This window comes from Arthrobacter sp. SO5 (genome assembly GCF_020532805.1).
Lineage (GTDB): Bacteria > Actinomycetota > Actinomycetes > Actinomycetales > Micrococcaceae > Arthrobacter.
In genome coordinates this window covers 58970-73752 of the sequence record NZ_MQTQ01000030.1, presented here as the reverse complement: position 1 = coordinate 73752, position 14783 = coordinate 58970, and the positions used below count along the sequence as shown (strand labels likewise).

At 67.7% G+C, this 14783-nt stretch carries 13 protein-coding genes and 1 tRNA gene; 7 read left to right on the top strand and 7 right to left on the bottom strand.

Annotated features, from left to right (window positions below; all coding sequences use genetic code 11):
* Positions 1-311 precede the first annotated feature (311 nt).
* The 3 genes from BJG92_RS05515 to BJG92_RS05505 all read left to right on the top strand — a co-directional run bounded on the left by BJG92_RS05515 (position 312) and on the right by BJG92_RS05505 (position 4131).
* Positions 312-2129 (top strand): ABC transporter ATP-binding protein, encoded by a 1818-nt coding sequence (locus BJG92_RS05515; RefSeq protein WP_232083021.1) that lies wholly within the window; start codon positions 312-314, stop codon positions 2127-2129.
* Positions 2126-3955 carry an ABC transporter ATP-binding protein gene (locus BJG92_RS05510; RefSeq protein ID WP_232083020.1) on the top strand — a complete coding sequence of 610 codons (1830 nt, stop codon included), beginning with the start codon at positions 2126-2128 and terminating at the stop codon, positions 3953-3955. The genes BJG92_RS05515 and BJG92_RS05510 overlap by 4 nt, the downstream gene beginning before the upstream one ends.
* A gap of 99 nt (positions 3956-4054) precedes the next feature.
* Positions 4055-4131 (top strand) — tRNA-Pro (locus BJG92_RS05505).
* A gap of 152 nt (positions 4132-4283) precedes the next feature.
* Here BJG92_RS05505 and BJG92_RS05500 read toward each other — a convergent pair.
* Positions 4284-4526 (bottom strand): hypothetical protein, encoded by a 243-nt coding sequence (locus BJG92_RS05500; RefSeq protein ID WP_232083019.1) that lies wholly within the window; start codon positions 4524-4526, stop codon positions 4284-4286.
* 129 nt (positions 4527-4655) lie between these two features.
* On the opposite strand from BJG92_RS05500, the gene BJG92_RS05495 reads away from it, so the two are divergent.
* Positions 4656-5936: a helix-turn-helix transcriptional regulator gene (locus BJG92_RS05495; protein WP_232083018.1), complete on the top strand. Its 1281-nt coding sequence runs from the start codon at positions 4656-4658 to the stop codon at positions 5934-5936.
* Here the strand turns inward: BJG92_RS05495 and BJG92_RS05490 are convergent.
* Both BJG92_RS05490 and purD read right to left on the bottom strand, forming a co-directional pair.
* Positions 5933-6844 carry a phosphoribosylaminoimidazolesuccinocarboxamide synthase gene (locus BJG92_RS05490; protein WP_232083023.1) on the bottom strand — a complete coding sequence of 304 codons (912 nt, stop codon included), beginning with the start codon at positions 6842-6844 and terminating at the stop codon, positions 5933-5935. The genes BJG92_RS05495 and BJG92_RS05490 overlap by 4 nt on opposite strands.
* A gap of 53 nt (positions 6845-6897) precedes the next feature.
* On the bottom strand, positions 6898-8205 hold the full coding sequence (gene purD, locus BJG92_RS05485) for a phosphoribosylamine--glycine ligase (RefSeq protein WP_232083017.1): 1308 nt from the start codon (positions 8203-8205) through the stop codon (positions 6898-6900).
* 193 nt (positions 8206-8398) lie between these two features.
* Between purD and BJG92_RS05480 the strand changes: the two genes are divergently transcribed.
* From BJG92_RS05480 to BJG92_RS05470, 3 genes are all read left to right on the top strand, one after another.
* Complete coding sequence (locus tag BJG92_RS05480) at positions 8399-10006, top strand: molybdopterin-dependent oxidoreductase (RefSeq protein WP_232083016.1); 1608 nt, start codon at positions 8399-8401, stop codon at positions 10004-10006.
* Positions 10007-10042: 36 nt separating this feature from the next.
* Positions 10043-11074, top strand: a complete 1032-nt coding sequence (locus tag BJG92_RS05475; RefSeq protein WP_232083015.1) for an asparaginase — start codon at positions 10043-10045, stop codon at positions 11072-11074.
* Positions 11075-11632: 558 nt separating this feature from the next.
* Positions 11633-12034 (top strand): sterol carrier family protein, encoded by a 402-nt coding sequence (locus BJG92_RS05470; RefSeq protein WP_232083014.1) that lies wholly within the window; start codon positions 11633-11635, stop codon positions 12032-12034.
* A 17-nt stretch (positions 12035-12051) separates the two neighbouring features.
* On the opposite strand, the gene BJG92_RS05465 is transcribed toward BJG92_RS05470, so the two are convergent.
* The 4 genes from BJG92_RS05465 to BJG92_RS05450 all read right to left on the bottom strand — a co-directional run.
* Positions 12052-12813: an SDR family oxidoreductase gene (locus tag BJG92_RS05465; protein WP_232083013.1), complete on the bottom strand. Its 762-nt coding sequence runs from the start codon at positions 12811-12813 to the stop codon at positions 12052-12054.
* 122 nt (positions 12814-12935) lie between these two features.
* Complete coding sequence (locus BJG92_RS05460; protein WP_232083012.1) at positions 12936-13658, bottom strand: HAD family hydrolase; 723 nt, start codon at positions 13656-13658, stop codon at positions 12936-12938.
* A 1-nt stretch (position 13659) separates the two neighbouring features.
* Positions 13660-13962 carry a hypothetical protein gene (locus BJG92_RS05455; RefSeq protein WP_232083011.1) on the bottom strand — a complete coding sequence of 101 codons (303 nt, stop codon included), beginning with the start codon at positions 13960-13962 and terminating at the stop codon, positions 13660-13662.
* A gap of 58 nt (positions 13963-14020) precedes the next feature.
* A partial coding sequence (locus BJG92_RS05450) for a glycoside hydrolase family 15 protein (RefSeq protein ID WP_232083010.1) occupies positions 14021-14783 on the bottom strand: 763 nt, incomplete at its 5' end.

Sequence of the window (14783 nt, the reverse complement as noted above, 5' to 3'; positions counted from 1 at the left end):
TCCCCTCCCCGTGGGACATGCCCTCCCCCGGCGCCCACGAATGGACATAGTGGCTATATGCCCACTCCCCGGGGCCAGGACTGGACATGTCCCGCGGACCGAGGCGGACATGCCCACTCCCCGGGGCCAGGACTGGGCATGTCCCGCGGACCGTGGCGCGCCGGACGCCCATTGCGGAATGTAATGACTGGGCGAGATGCTGAAGCTGTCCCAATTCATGTGAACCCGGTCACCCGATGGCCTAGGGTAGTTGCTATAGGAAACTACATCCAGTTGCGTCAATTTCGCAGCTGCGTTTTTAAGAAGCAGGCATGGCCAAGCAGACTCCGTTTTTCTCATCCATCAGCCGTCTCTATCCGCACGTCAAACCTATTTTGCCGCGGCTCGTCATGGGCCTGCTCTGCGCGCTGCTGGCCAGCGTGGTGGCCCTCGCGATCCCCCAGGTGCTGCGGGTGCTGGTCAACCAGTCCCTCCAGCCGGGCGGCGACGCGGCCGCGGTCTGGACCGCCTCGCTGGTGATTCTGGGGCTGGGCGTGGCTGAGGCCGGCCTGGTGGCGCTGCGCCGGCAGTTCGTCATCAACCCCGCCACCACCGTCGAGACCCGGATGCGGGTGTCCCTGTACGGGCATCTGCAGGACCTGACGGTGTCCTTTCACGACCGCTGGGGCTCCGGACAGCTGCTCTCTCGGGCCATGACGGACCTGAACTTCCTGCGCCGCTGGATGGCCTTCGGCGCCATCATGCTTGTGGTGACCACCCTGACTGTGGTGATCGGCGTCGTCGTGATGTTCTCCATGAGCTGGCAGCTGGCGCTGATCTTCCTCGCCGCCGCCGTGCCGATCATGATCTACGGCTTCCGTTTCCGCACCCGCTTCAGCAAGGTGGCCCGCCGCAGCCAGGACCAGGCCGGGGACCTCGCCACGACGGTGGAGGAATCCGTCCACGGCATCAGGGTGCTCAAGGCCTTCGGCCGCAGCCGCGAGGCACTTGAGAACTTCAACGAACAAGCCGAGGAACTCCGGCAGACGGAGATCGCCAAGGCCAAACACCTGGCCACCTTCAGCCTGGTGGTCACGCTGCTGCCCGAGCTCGCCCTCGGCGCCGGGCTGGTCGTCGGCATCGTGCTGGCCTCCACGGGCGACCTCAGCATCGGGTCCCTGGTGGCGTTCTTCGCCACCGCGGCCGTCATCGCCGCCCCCGTCGAGTTCTGCGGCATGCTGCTGGCCATGGCCCTCACCGCGAAGTCCGTGGTGGACCGGCACTTCGAGGTCATGGACTCCGTCAACACGATCACCGATCCGGCGGCCCCCCGCCGCCCGGCCGAGGTCAAGGGTGCGCTGAGTTTCCACAACGCCACCTTCGCCTTCGAGGACGCCCCGGACAAACCGATCCTCAAGGACATCAACCTGGACATCCGGCCCGGCGAGACCATGGCCCTGGTCGGCGTCACGGGCAGCGGCAAGAGCGCCCTGCTCCAGCTCGTCCCGCGCCTGTATGAGGTCACCGCCGGCTCGATCACGATCGACGGCGTGGACCTGCGCGAGTTCAGCGTCGAGGAACTGCGCACCGTCGTCGCCGTCGCTTTCGAGGACACCACCTTGTTTTCCAGCTCGGTCCGCGAGAACGTCCTGCTCGGCGCCCCGGATTACGGTTCGGACCAGCGCCGCGGCGAAGCCCTGGAGGAGGCGCTCGACGTCGCCCAGGCCCACTTCGCGTACTCACTGCCGGCGGGCCTGGACACCCTGATCGGCGAGGAGGGCCTGAGCCTTTCCGGCGGCCAGCGGCAGCGCATCGCGCTGGCCCGCGCTATCGCCGCCCGGCCCACGGTCCTGGTGCTCGACGATCCCCTCTCGGCCCTGGACGTCAACACCGAGGAGCTCGTCGAGGCCCGCCTGCGCCAGGTCCTCGCGGAGACCACCACGCTCATCGTGGCCCACCGGCCGTCCACCGTGGCGCTGGCGGACAGGGTGGCCCTGCTGGAGAACGGCCGGGTTACCGCCGTGGGCACCCACGCCGGGCTGCTGGCGCAGAACAGCCACTACCGCCACGTGATCGCCAGCCTTGACGAGGAGCCCCGGGACCTGGACTCCGAACTGTCCGCCCTCGAGGCCGAGGAGGTTTCCCGATGAGCAGCACAACGTTCGGCACCGCCAACGAGGACAACGCGCACCTGTCCCGGGGCGAGAGCAAGACCGTCCGCCGGCGCTCCCTGGCCCTGCTGGCCTCGCTCATCCGCCCGGTCCGGCGCCGATTCTGGCTCACCATCGCCGCCGTCGTGCTCTCCCAGGCCGCGCGGGTCGCCGGCCCGGCACTGATCGCCTTCGGCATCGACCGGGCACTGCCGGCCCTGCAGGCCGGCGACAACCTCCCGCTCGTGTTCACCGGCGCCGCCTACCTCGCCGCCGCCGTCGCGACGGCGTGCCTCACCGCCCTGTATGTGACCTCGACGGCGAAACTCAGCCAGGCGATGCTGCTGGACCTGCGGGTCCGGGTCTTCCGGCACACGCAGCGCCTGAGCCTGGAATTCCACGAAAAATACACGTCCGGGCGGATCATCGCCCGGCAGACCTCGGACCTGGAGGCGCTGCGCGAACTCCTGGACTCCGGCGTCAGCTCGCTGGCCTCCGGTCTGCTGTTCATGGTGTTCACCGCCCTCACGGTATTTGCGCTCGACTGGCGCAGCGGGCTCCTAGTGCTCGCCGCAGGCGTGCCGATGTACTTCCTGGCCCGCTGGTACCAGAAGCACTCCCAGATCGTCTTCCGCGAATCCCGTGTGGTCTCGGCCAGCCTGATCGTGCACTTTGTCGAGACCATGACCGGCATCCGCGCGGTCAAGGCCTTCCGCAAGGAACGCGAGAACGCCGCACAGTACGCCGGACTCGCCGAGGACTACCGCAAGGTCACCGTCCGCTCCATCAACCTCAATGGCATCTTCCAGCCGGGCCTGGTGCTGATCGGCAACGTCTGCGTCGCCGTCGTGCTGCTCTTCGGCGGCTTCCGCGTGCTCAGCGGCGAGCTCGCCGTCGGCGTGCTGCTGGCCCTGATCCTGTCCACCAAACGCTTCTTCCAGCCCGTGGACCAGATGGCCATGTTCTACAACTCCTTCCAGAGCGCCCAGGCCGCGCTGGAAAAGGTGTCCGGTCTGCTCGAGGAAGTGCCCACCGTCCGGCCGCCGTCAAACCCCGTCGCCTTGCCCGAAGCAAAGGGCACTATCGACTTTTCCGGCGTCGAATTCCGCTATGGCGAGGGCCCCGTGATCATTCCCGTGATGGACCTGCACATCCCGGCCGGACAGACAGTGGCGCTCGTGGGCCAGACCGGCGCCGGCAAATCCACCCTCGCCAAGCTGATCGCCCGGTTCTACGACGTCTCCGCCGGATCGCTCACGCTCGACGGCGTGGACCTGCGCCAGCTCACGACGGCGGATCTGCGGCGGAACGTCGTCATGGTGACGCAGGAGGCCTTCCTGTTCAGCGGCTCCGTAGCGGACAACATCGCACTGGGCCGGCCGGAAGCGTCCCGGCAGGAAATCGAGGCTGCGGCGAAGGCCGTGGGGGCGCACCCGTTCATCGAGGCCCTTCCCGAGGGCTATGACACGGATGTCAACAAGCGGGGCGGCCGGGTCTCCGCAGGACAGCGGCAGCTCATCAGCTTCGCCCGGGCCTTCCTGGCACGGCCGGCGGTCCTGATCCTGGACGAGGCGACGTCCTCGCTGGACATTCCGTCGGAGCGGCTCGTGCAGAACGGGCTCGCTGGGCTGCTGCGGGGCATCGGTCCCGGGACCGGCCGGACCGCGCTCATCATCGCCCACCGCCTGTCCACGGTGGAGACCGCTGACCGGGTTCTGGTGGTCCACGACGGGCGCGTGGTGGAGGACGGCACGCCCCGGGAGTTGATCGGCGGCGGCGGACGCTTCGCCCAGCTGCACGGAGCCTGGAAGGATTCGCTGGTCTGAGCGCGGGAGCGCGGTCGCTCGCGCGGACGGGCGGGCGCCGAATTCGCATCCGGGGCCCGGATCGGATACTCTTGTGAAGTTGCTTTTGTAGCAGCGGATCGGGATGTGGCGCAGCTTGGTAGCGCGCGTCGTTCGGGACGACGAGGTCGCAGGTTCAAATCCTGTCATCCCGACCAAACAAGAAAAGGGCCTTCCATTCGGAAGGCCCTTTTTTGTTGTGCTGGCTCCCGGGTTGCGGGCGGGCTAAGACAGGGCAGCCGCAAACAGAAAACAGCTCCGGGACACGGTTCGCGCGTGTCCCGGAGCTGTCAGGCAAAGCTTCTAGGATTTACATCGGGTCCGGCCAGTTGCCGATGTTGGTGGAGTGGGTCATCGGGTCCGGCCAGTTGCCGATTGCCGAGAGGCTGCCCTGGGGCGAGCGCATGGGGTCCGGCCAGTTGCCGATCGCCAGCGTGCTGCGCATGGGGTCCGGCCAGTTGCCGATCGCATTGATTGAAAGTACTGCGGGAGCAGCAGCGGAGAACGCCAGCGCTCCGGCGAGTAGGGCACCGGTTGCAATCTTCTTCAACATAGAGTTCCTCAATAAGAGTCGGGGTCCTTGCCAAGTCAGCACTTCGCTTGTTGACACACATTGTAAAATGTTTTCCACAGGGACTGTCAAGCATTTAGTACAAAGAATGTCCAGAATTAGGAGGTATCCGTGGGGAACGGATTTGGGGAGAAGCTCCGCGCGGAACGGCTGGAGCGGGGCCTCACGCAGGCGGAACTGGGCCGGGACGTGTACTCGCCCAGCTACATCTCGCTGCTCGAAACCGGACGCCGCGAACCGACAGCCGAAGTTATTGAAGAACTTGCCCGCCGCCTGGAGCTCGCGCCCAAGGCACTGGAGGCCTGGAGCCAGCCGGTTTCCGTCAGCGACGCCGAATATGTCCTTGCCGGGCTCTATGCCCGCCAGGCCTGGGACCTGCGGGATTATCAGCTCGCAGCCACCCATGCGGCGTCGGCAGCCCAGATCGCCCTCGAGGCCAAGAACACCAGCGCATGGTGGAACATGACCTACATGGAGGCGGAGTGCCTCATGAAGCAGGGCAAGCTCAAGGAATGCCAGAAACTTGTGCAGCGCCTGCTGGACCATCCGATGGCGGCCGAATCGGCCGGCCTGGGGGTTCGGGCGCGTCAGATGCTGGCGGCCGTCTGCCACGGCCAAGGGCAGCTGGCTGTCGCCGTCGAGCATGCCCAGGAAGCCGTGCGGCTTTGCGCCGAACTGCCGAAGGGGTCCACCCTGATCATCGGCGCGTTGCGGGCGCTGATCGGCGCGCTGGCCGAAAGCGGACGGCTCGACGAAGCCTGGCAGTACTGCCAGGAAATGAACGCCCAGATGGATGACCACTCGATGACCCAGCTCGCCGGCGAGGTTGCCTGGGTGATCGGGAACGTCGCTTTCCTGCGGCACGACTACCCCGAGGGGATCAAGTACCACGAGAAGGCCGCCAAGCTGCTCTCCCCCGCAAACGACATCGACCTCTGGGCACGGTTCAACAAGGCCTCCGCCGCCGTCCGCCTGTCCTCCGGCATTGTCGAGCCCGAGACGCTGTCCTCGATCGAACGTGCCGAACTGGCCCTCTCGATCGTGGGCGGCAACAGGACCGACGAGCTCGAAGTGGCCTTCATCCGCGCCCGGTGGCTCTACCTCACCGGGGACATCGTCGCGGCGGTCCAGAAGCTGCGGGAGATCCACGCCGAGAAGGACTCGCTCGCCCGGCACGTCGCCGGCGAGGTGGCCCTTCTGCTCGGGAAGGCACTCAAGGCCGCCGGGGAATCCGAGGAGTCGCTCGTGTACCTCGAGGAGGCACAAAAGGAATTCAGCGCGGCCGGCGCCTCGGACCGGGTCCAGCAGGCCATGGACGCAGTCCTGGAGATCCGGTTGGCCCAGCGCCGGGCCGAGGCCGCCGCCTCGGCCGGACCCAAGGCGAACGCCTAGCTGAACGCGCGTCCGGTGAGCTTTTCGTAGGCTTCCACATAGCGGCTGCGGGTGCGGGCGATGACGTCGGCCGGCAGCGCCGGCGGCGGCACGTCCGAGGACCTGTCCCAGCCCGACTGCGGCGAGGTCAGCCAGTCCCGGACGTACTGCTTGTCGAAGGAGGGCTGGGCCTTGCCCGGCTCGTACGTGGCGGCGTCCCAGAACCGTGAGGAGTCCGGGGTCAGCACCTCATCGCCCAGGGTGATGACACCCGTCGCGGCGTCCAAGCCGAACTCCACCTTGGTATCGGCCAGGATGATGCCGCGGCCGCGCGCGGTCTCCTCGGCCCTGGTGTAGATCTCCAGGGTGAGCTCGCGCAGCCGGGATGCGGTGTCCTCGCCCACGAGCTCCTCGACGTCGCCGTAGGTGATGTTCTCGTCGTGCTCGCCGACCTCGGCCTTGGCTGAGGGGGTGAAGATGGCCTCGGCGAGCCGGGAGCCGTCCACCAGGCCCGCAGGCAGCGGGAGGCCGCACACGGTGCCGGACTCCTGGTATTCGGCAAGTCCAGAGCCGGTGAGGTAGCCGCGGGCGATGCATTCGACCGGGAACATGTCCAGCTTCTTGCAGATCATCGCGCGGCCTTCCACGGCGGCGGGCACGCCTTCCGCGACCGTGGATGCGAGCACGTGGTGCTCCACGCCGAGCTGCCCGAACCACCACAGGCTCAGCTGGGTCAGGATGCGTCCCTTGTCCGGGATCTCGCTGGCCAGGACATGGTCAAAGGCGCTGATCCGGTCGCTCGCCACCACCAGGACAGACTCCTGGCCGATCCGCTCCGTCAGGGACCCGTCCACGGGGACATACAGGTCCCGGACCTTCCCGGAGTAGATATGCTTCCAGCCCGGCAGGTCCACGTGTGCCGCGTCCAGGCCGCGCTGCGGGGCCGGGGATTCCGGGGCGGCCGATTCGGAAGCGGTCACGGTTATGCCTTCGCTTTCGTGGCGGCGGCTTTGTGGCCCAGGACCTTGATCTCGCCGCGGGCGGCTTTACGGCCGATGTCGGTGCGGAACTGGCCGCCGTCCAGCTGGACCAGTTCGACGCCGTCGTACGCCCGCTCACGGGCCTCCACCAGATCGGTGCCCAGCGCCACGACCGCGAGGACGCGTCCGCCGGCGGACACGACCCTACCCTCGTCATCGAACGAGGTGCCGGCGTGGATGATGTGGACGCCTTCGAGGGATTCGGCCTTCTTGAGCCCGCGGATCCGGTCCCCCGTGCGCGGGGTTCCGGGGTAGTTTTCGGCGGCGATGACGACAGCGACGGCGGTCTCCTTGGACCAGCGCAGGGGCTCGGCCTTGTCCAGTTCGCCCTTGGCGGCGGCCATGAGCAGCCCGCCGAGGGGGGTCTTGAGCCGGGCCAGGACGGCCTGGGTTTCGGGGTCGCCGAAGCGGACATTGAATTCGATGACGCGCGTGCCCCGGGAAGTCAGGGCGAGGCCGACGAAGAGCACACCGACGAACGGTGTGCCGCGGTGGGCCATCTGGTTGACCGTGGGCTGGGCCACGCGGTCGATGACTTCCTGGACGAGGCCCTCGGGGGCCCATTCCAGCGGGGTGTACGCTCCCATGCCGCCGGTGTTGGGGCCCTCGTCATTGTCGAAGATCCGCTTGAAGTCCTGCGCCGGGGAGAGCGCCACGGTGTTGCGGCCGTCGGACAGGACGAAGACGGAGACCTCGGGACCGTCGAGGAACTCCTCGATGACCACGGTGCCGCCGGCGTCGAAGCAGTGCTGGGCGTGTGCCAGGGCTTCATCGCGGTTTTTGGTCACCACAACGCCCTTGCCTGCGGCCAGGCCGTCGTCCTTGACGACATAGGGGGCGCCGAAGACATCGAGGGCGTCGGCTGCTTCCTCGGCGTTGGACGCCACTCGGGCCATCGCTGTGGGGACGCCGGCCTCGGCCATGATTTCCTTGGCGAAGGCCTTGGACGCTTCAAGCTGGGCCGCGGCCTGGCTGGGGCCGAACACCGGGATTCCGGCGGCGCGGACGGCGTCGGACACGCCCGCGGCGAGAGGTGCCTCGGGGCCCACCACAACCAGATCGACGGTGAGCCGCTTAGCCAGGGCAGCAACGGCCCCGGGGTCGTTTGCGTCGATCGCGTGCGTGGGGACCAGTTTGCCGATGCCCGCGTTGCCCGGGGCCGCGTGGACCTCGGAAACGTTGGGGTCGGCAAGCAGGGATCGGACAATGGCGTGTTCGCGGCCGCCGGGGCCGATGACAAGTACCTTCACAGTTCCCAAGGGTACTTTGTGGACGCGGCTGGCTCCTAAGCTGTGACCACCGCGGGACATGCCCAGCCCCGGCCGCGGCCACCGGACATAACGCCAGCATGTCCATCCCTGAGTGCACAAGGGGGACATGTCCACTCCCGGGCCCGGGCCCGGGCCGGACAATCCTCGGGGCGGCCGGCTACGAACACCCTGTATGAAGCAGCCCAGCCCCATAAAGCAGCGCGAGCAGAAGCCCAATCGGCGGCTCGCCGGTCCCACCGCCCTGGCCGCGTTGGCTGGTGTGGCTGCGGCCGCCGTCGTTCTCGCGGTCGCGGAACTGATCGGCGCCTTCTTCACGGCGCGGGCGACGCCTCTGATTGCCCTCGGCTCGACCTTCATCGACTTCACGCCGCCGTGGATGAAGGACTTCGCGATTGCCACGTTCGGCACTAACGACAAGGCCGCACTCTTCGCCGGCATGGCGGTGACCATCTTGCTGCTCGCCTGCGTGTTGGGCATCGTTGCCTACCGAAAGTGGGCGCTCGGCGTGGCGGGCGTGCTGCTGATGGGCGCCGTCATCGTCGCCAGCGTCGTGACCCGGGCCAGCGTCAAACCCCTGGACGCGATCCCCTCGCTGATCGGCACCGTTGCCGGGCTGATCGTCCTGCGGCTTCTGGTCACGCGGCTCTGGCGGATGCAGCAGTGGCCGGACATGCCCTCGGACCTGGCCGCCAAGGATCCCGAACGCCCTGCCACCACCCGCCGCACCTTTTTCGCCGCGACCGGCGTGACTGTCGCGGCATCGGCCATTGCAGCGACCGGAGGCCGCCTGCTCAGCGCGGTCCGCAGCAATGTGGCCCAGGCCCGCGAATCGCTGCAGCTCCCCGCGCCGGCGAAGGCCGCCGCGGCCGTGCCCGAGGGCGTCCAGTCCACGGCCCCCGGCGTCACGCCCTGGCTGACCCCCAACAAGGATTTCTACCGGATCGACACGGCACTGAGCGTGCCCGAAATCAACGCCCAGGACTGGGAGTTGCGCGTCCACGGCCTCGTGGAACAGGAAGTACGGCTCACCTTCCAGGACCTGCTGGACGCGAAACTGATCGAATCCCATGTCAGCCTGACCTGCGTCTCCAACCCGGTCGGCGGCAACCTGGCCGGCAACGCCAAATGGCTGGGCATGCCCATCCGCGACGTCCTCAAGATGGCCCGCCCCAAGGACGGCGCCGATATGGTTCTCTCCACGTCGGTTGACGGCTTCAGCGCCTCGACTCCGCTGGAGGTGCTCCAGGATGACCGCGATGCCATGCTGGCCATCGGCATGAACGGTGAGGCCCTGCCCCTGGAACACGGCTACCCAGTGCGCATGGTGGTCCCCGGGTTGTACGGCTTCGTCTCGGCCACCAAATGGGTAGTGGACCTTGAAGTCACCCGCTTTGCGGACAGCAAGGCCTACTGGACGCAACGCGGCTGGGCCGAACGCGGTCCGATCAAGACCATGGCCCGTGTTGAAGTGCCCAAGTCCTTCGCCAAGGTCCCGGCCGGGCGGGTCGCAATTGGCGGCACCGCCTGGGCCCAGACGCGCGGCATCACCAAAGTCGAGGTTCAGATCGACGGCGGCCCCTGGATGGAGGCCGCGCTCTCCGCCGAGGCATCCGTCGTCACCTGGCGTCAGTGGTCCTTCGACTGGGAGGCCACCCCGGGACCGCACTACATCAAGGCCCGCGCCACCGACGCCACCGGTGAACTCCAGACGGAGAAGCGTGCGGATCCTGTGCCCGACGGCGCCTCCGGCTGGCAGTCCGTGATGGTCACCGTCGAATAACCCGGGTATCGCCGCCGGGCACCATAGACTGGCTGCATGCCCCTGAATTCCCACGCCACCTTCACCGTCGAGTCCGCCGTCGAACTGGCAGTAGTTGAACGCAGCGGGTTCATCGAATCGCGCCACATAGGTTCCGCAGTTGTCCTAGCGGGGGACGGCACTGTTGTTACCGAACTGGGCGACATCACCACGCCGATTTACGCCAGGTCCACGCTCAAGCCGCTGCAGGCCCTCGCATCCATGCAGTCCGGCGTCCCCCTCCGCGGCGCCCAGGTGGCGATCGCCTGCGGCAGCCACGTCGGCTCACTGGACCACATGGACGTCGTCGAGGGCATGCTCAAGGCTGCCGGGGTCAAGGAAGAGCAGCTGCAGTGCCCCGCCGCGTGGCCCGAGGACGAGACCGCCCGGGACTGGCTGGTCCGCTCCGATCACGGCAAATCGAAGCTTGCGTTCAACTGTTCCGGCAAACACGCCGCGTTCCTGTGGGCCTGCACCGAAAACGGCTGGGACACCCGCAGCTACCTCGAGCCCAACCACCCGCTGCAGCAGCGCATCCGCTCCGTCATTGAGGAATACTGCGGCGAGCGCATCGCCCACCTCGGCATCGACGGCTGCGGCGCCCCCGTGGCCGCCGTCTCCCTGACCGGGCTGGCCCGGGCGTTCTCGAAGCTGGCCAAAGCCCCCGGCGACCACAATTCCAACGCACGAGCCGCCACGATCGCCACCTCGATGCTGGACTACCCGTGGGCCGTGCAGGGCCGCGGCGGGGCCAACACCATCGTCATGGACGAGCTCGGCATTCTCGCCAAAATCGGCGCCGAAGGCGTCCTCGTCATGGCCACCCCCACCGGGGCGTCCGTTGCCATCAAGATCCTCGACGGCAACATCCGTGCGACGACGCTCGTTGGACTGACTCTCCTCGCGGCCGCCGGCGCCGTCGAGATCCCCGAAGTGGCCAGCGTGCTGGAAAAGGTCGTCGATCCGGTGCTGGGCGGCGGCCGTCCGGTGGGCAAGATCCGGCTCGGCAGCGCCGTCTCGGCGCTCCTCGATTCGGCCCTGCTGGACTAGGCGCTCCTAGACAGACCACAATCCCCAGACGATGGCCCCGGCTATTGCGACCGGGAAGTACGGGGATGCCTCGGCGTAGCAATCGCTGAGACTGACCAGTCAAAATTCTGTTGGATGTTCTGAACGAGGAAAGGACGCATAGGGGGACCTTCGCTGCGAAGCCAACGTGAATAGGGAAAAGAAAAGGCGAATGACCCCCAAACCTCGGTTGCTTTTTCCGCCGCCATTACCGGCCAGTTATCCGGCACCGCGCTTCATGAGTCACCTGTTATGACTTCTGCGTCGCCGGCTGCTGCCGTCTCTGCGGTCAGCCCTCTATTCGAGCATGGACGCCCGGCGACCCGCCACGCCAGCATTTCCGTTACTTGATTTATTTACTGCACCGCTTGAATTTTTCGTCTGGAATACTCGTTCCGGCCTGACTGGAATTATCGTTTTCGGCCCGCAAAGTAGGGCGCACTAGGGAATATTGTCATTCCCACGGGAATTCGCCGATGGCGTATTCTGGACTTGGCCTCCGGCAGGCGGCCGCAATATCGCCGGGCTGGAGGCAGGTTAGTGGTAGTTCAGAGACGCCGGATCGCTGTGGACGAGGGCCGCGCGGCGCTGGCCTCGTGGCTGGAGGCCAACCCGCCGGCGTCGGGCTCCCCCGATTCAGCCGGGACGGCCGGTCCGCTGCCGCGAAACACCCTTGCGACGGCGGTGCGCTTCTCGCTGGAGGAGGTCACCGCGCGGGCACCGGGAAATTCGGTGGAGGTCCGCGTCCCGCCCTTCGGGGTGACGCAGTGCGTGGCGGGTCCGCGCCACACGCGCGGCACTCCCCCGAACGTGATTGAGTGCGACGCCGCCACCTGGCTGGCGATGGTCAGCGGCCAGCTGAGCTGGGCCGACGCCGTCGGCGCCGGCCGGGTTGCGGCCTCCGGGCTACGCGCAGACTTGTCCGCGCTCTTGCCCCTCTAGCGGCTAGCCGCGGTCACTCAGCCGCGGCCGATGAACGGCATCCCGGACGCCGTGATGACCACGGATCCTACACTCGCGGAGGCTGGCATCCCTGCCATGAGCAGCACCGCGCGCGCGGCATCCTCGACCGGGAATGTCGGCTCCACGCTGAGGCTGCCGTCCGCCTGAACCGCCCCGGAGCCCACGCCGATCGTCTCCATCAGGTCCGTGGCTGCGTTGCCGATGTCGATCTGCCCGCAGGTGATGCCGAAGCCGCGGCCGTCCAGCTCGATGCTCTTGGTCAACCCGGTCATGGCGTGCTTCGTGACGGTGTAGGCAACCGTGCGGGGGCGGGGTGCGTGTGCCGCGATGGAGCCGTTGTTGATAATCCGGCCGCCCTGCGGCGTCTGCGCCTTCATCGCCCGGACCGCCGCCGCCGCACACAGCATCGAACCGGTCACATTCACCGCCACGGTGGCTTCCCAGTCCGCCATGCCGATCTCGTCCACCGACGCCGAGGGCCCGAACACGCCGGCGTTGTTGAACAGCACATCCACCCTGCCCCAGTCCTGCAGCACGGCGCCGAACAACCGCTCGACGTCGTCGGGCACCGTGACATCACACTGAACGGCAAGTGCCTGTGCATGGCCTGCCGCCGTTTCCAGCAGCAGCGCCTCACGGCGCCCGGCAAGCGCCACGCGGTAGCCCTCGGCCAGCAGCAGGCGGGCCACCGCCCTGCCGATCCCGGAGCCTGCGCCGGTGACCACGGCGACCCGGCCGAGCTGGTGCTGTCGTGTCATGCGGAGCTCCCTAGGGTGGCGCGTCGGTTGTTAGTCCCCGCCAGCGTATGCCGAGATCGCACTTCGCGGCAGTCGCCTGCACAAACATTGCCGCCAACTGCCGCCACGACGCGGCAGGACTGCTACATCGGCGCGCGGGCCGCGAGCTTGCCGATGGCGCTTTCCGTGAGGTTCGCCAGCAGGGTCCGGGGGCTGTCATGGATTTCGACGGCGCCGGCGTCGCGGAGTTCCGCCTCGCTGGTGCCGCCGCACGTCAGCCCGATGGCCGGGATGCCCAGAGCCCGGGCGGCGTAGATATCCCAGACGGCGTCTCCTACATAGACGGCATCGCGGGCCGGAACGCCGATGGCGTCGAGGGCCGCGACAAGGATATCCGGCGCGGGCTTGCTCTCCTTGGCATCAGCGGAACTGGTGGCGGCGTCGATGAAGTCGTCAGCCCCGATGGTGGCGCGGAGGACGGCCAGGTCCCGCTCCCGGGCGGAAGAGGCCAGCGCGACCGCGAGCCCGAGCTCCTGGCACTGCGCCAGCAGGTCCCTGGCACCGTCCAGGGGCCGCAGCGCAGGCCAGAACGTGGCGAAAACAGCCGCGTGCGAGGCCATGATTTCGTCGTCGGAGTCGTGGTCCCGTCCGGCCGGGAGCAGTTTGTCGAGGATCCTGTCCCCGCCCATGCCGATCGAGCGGTGGATGCTGGCCATCGGCACGTCGTGGCCGGCCTGCCGGAAGGCCTGCCACCACGCCAGGGTGTGAAGGTAGCTGGAGTCGACCAGCGTGCCGTCGACGTCGAACAGCACCGCCGCCCTGTGCCCAGACCGGACCCGTCCGGCGGATTGGCCGCCACCCGTCATGTCAGTGATGTGCCCGCGCCCGCTTTCCGGCCGCTAGTGATCCGCCGGCCACCGAAGTACCCCGGCTGGCGCCGCCCACTGTCCGTCGGGTCAACCTGGGCGCCTGGACCATCGCCGCAGCGCCGGTGCTGCGGTCCCGGATCAGCCCGGTTCCGGCAATCTCGCGGGCCTGGGCGATACCGGCCACGGCTGCCCTCTTGGTGGGAAACGTGACTGAGACGGCCATCAGGCTTCCGGCTCCGTCCAGTATCCGAATCCGGTAGCCGCCGTCGGGCGCGTCCACAAGCTCGAAGTATCCAGCCATCGCACTCTCCTTAGTCCTCTACCCCACGTTGGGATATTAGTAAGTATACTTACTGCCTTTACCGGCGTAAACCCCCGGGCCAGCTGCCCGGCGGACCATCGCTGCGGAAGACGCCGTCCCCGTGCAGGCGCAGGGCGCTCGTCACGAGCGCGAAGTGGCTGAATGCCTGCGGGGTGTTGCCCAGTTGCCTGCCGTCACCGACGCTCCACTGTTCACTCAGCAGTCCGACGTCGTTGCGCAGCGCCAGGAGCCGCTCGAAGAGTTCCCCGGCCTCGTTGCGCCGGCCGGCGCCCAGCAGGGCATCGACCAGCCAGAAGGAGCACGCCAGGAACACGCCCTCCCCGCCGGGCAGCCCGTCGTCGCTCTCCGCCGGAAGGTAGCGGCGGAGGAAGCCGTCGTGGGTGAGTTCGCGCTGGACGGCGTCGATGGTTCCGATCACCCGCGGATCGTCCGCCGGGAGGAACCCCACCCGGGGGATCAGCAGCAGGCTCGCGTCCAGTTCCGGACGCCCGTAGGACTGTACAAAGGTATTCCTTTGAGCGTCGAAGCCCTTGGCCATCACCTCGGCATGGATGGTGTCGCGCAGTTCCTCCCAGCGGTCCGCCGGGCCGGTCAGGCCGAAGTCCCTGATGCCTTTGACCATGCGGTCCGCCGCCACCCACGCCATCACTTTCGAGTGCGTGAAGTGCCGCCGGGGGCCGCGCATCTCCCAGAGGCCGTTGTCCGGCTGGTCCCACGCGCTCTCAAGATGCTCCATCAGGGCCACTTGGACGTCCCAGGTCTCGTCCGTGTGCTTCAGGAGCGAATTCCGGGTGAGGGAC

What these genes read in the sequence shown, in the direction of transcription:
- BJG92_RS05465 (WP_232083013.1), bottom strand. Translation starts at nt 12,813, where the DNA reads ATGACACGACAGCACCAGCTCGGCCGGGTCGCCGTGGTCACCGGCGCA.
- BJG92_RS05510 (WP_232083020.1), top strand. Translation starts at nt 2,126, where the DNA reads ATGAGCAGCACAACGTTCGGCACCGCCAACGAGGACAACGCGCACCTG.
- BJG92_RS05455 (WP_232083011.1), bottom strand. Translation starts at nt 13,962, where the DNA reads ATGGCTGGATACTTCGAGCTTGTGGACGCGCCCGACGGCGGCTACCGG.
- BJG92_RS05460 (WP_232083012.1), bottom strand. Translation starts at nt 13,658, where the DNA reads ATGACGGGTGGCGGCCAATCCGCCGGACGGGTCCGGTCTGGGCACAGG.
- BJG92_RS05480 (WP_232083016.1), top strand. Translation starts at nt 8,399, where the DNA reads ATGAAGCAGCCCAGCCCCATAAAGCAGCGCGAGCAGAAGCCCAATCGG.
- BJG92_RS05515 (WP_232083021.1), top strand. Translation starts at nt 312, where the DNA reads ATGGCCAAGCAGACTCCGTTTTTCTCATCCATCAGCCGTCTCTATCCG.
- BJG92_RS05475 (WP_232083015.1), top strand. Translation starts at nt 10,043, where the DNA reads ATGCCCCTGAATTCCCACGCCACCTTCACCGTCGAGTCCGCCGTCGAA.
- BJG92_RS05500 (WP_232083019.1), bottom strand. Translation starts at nt 4,526, where the DNA reads ATGTTGAAGAAGATTGCAACCGGTGCCCTACTCGCCGGAGCGCTGGCG.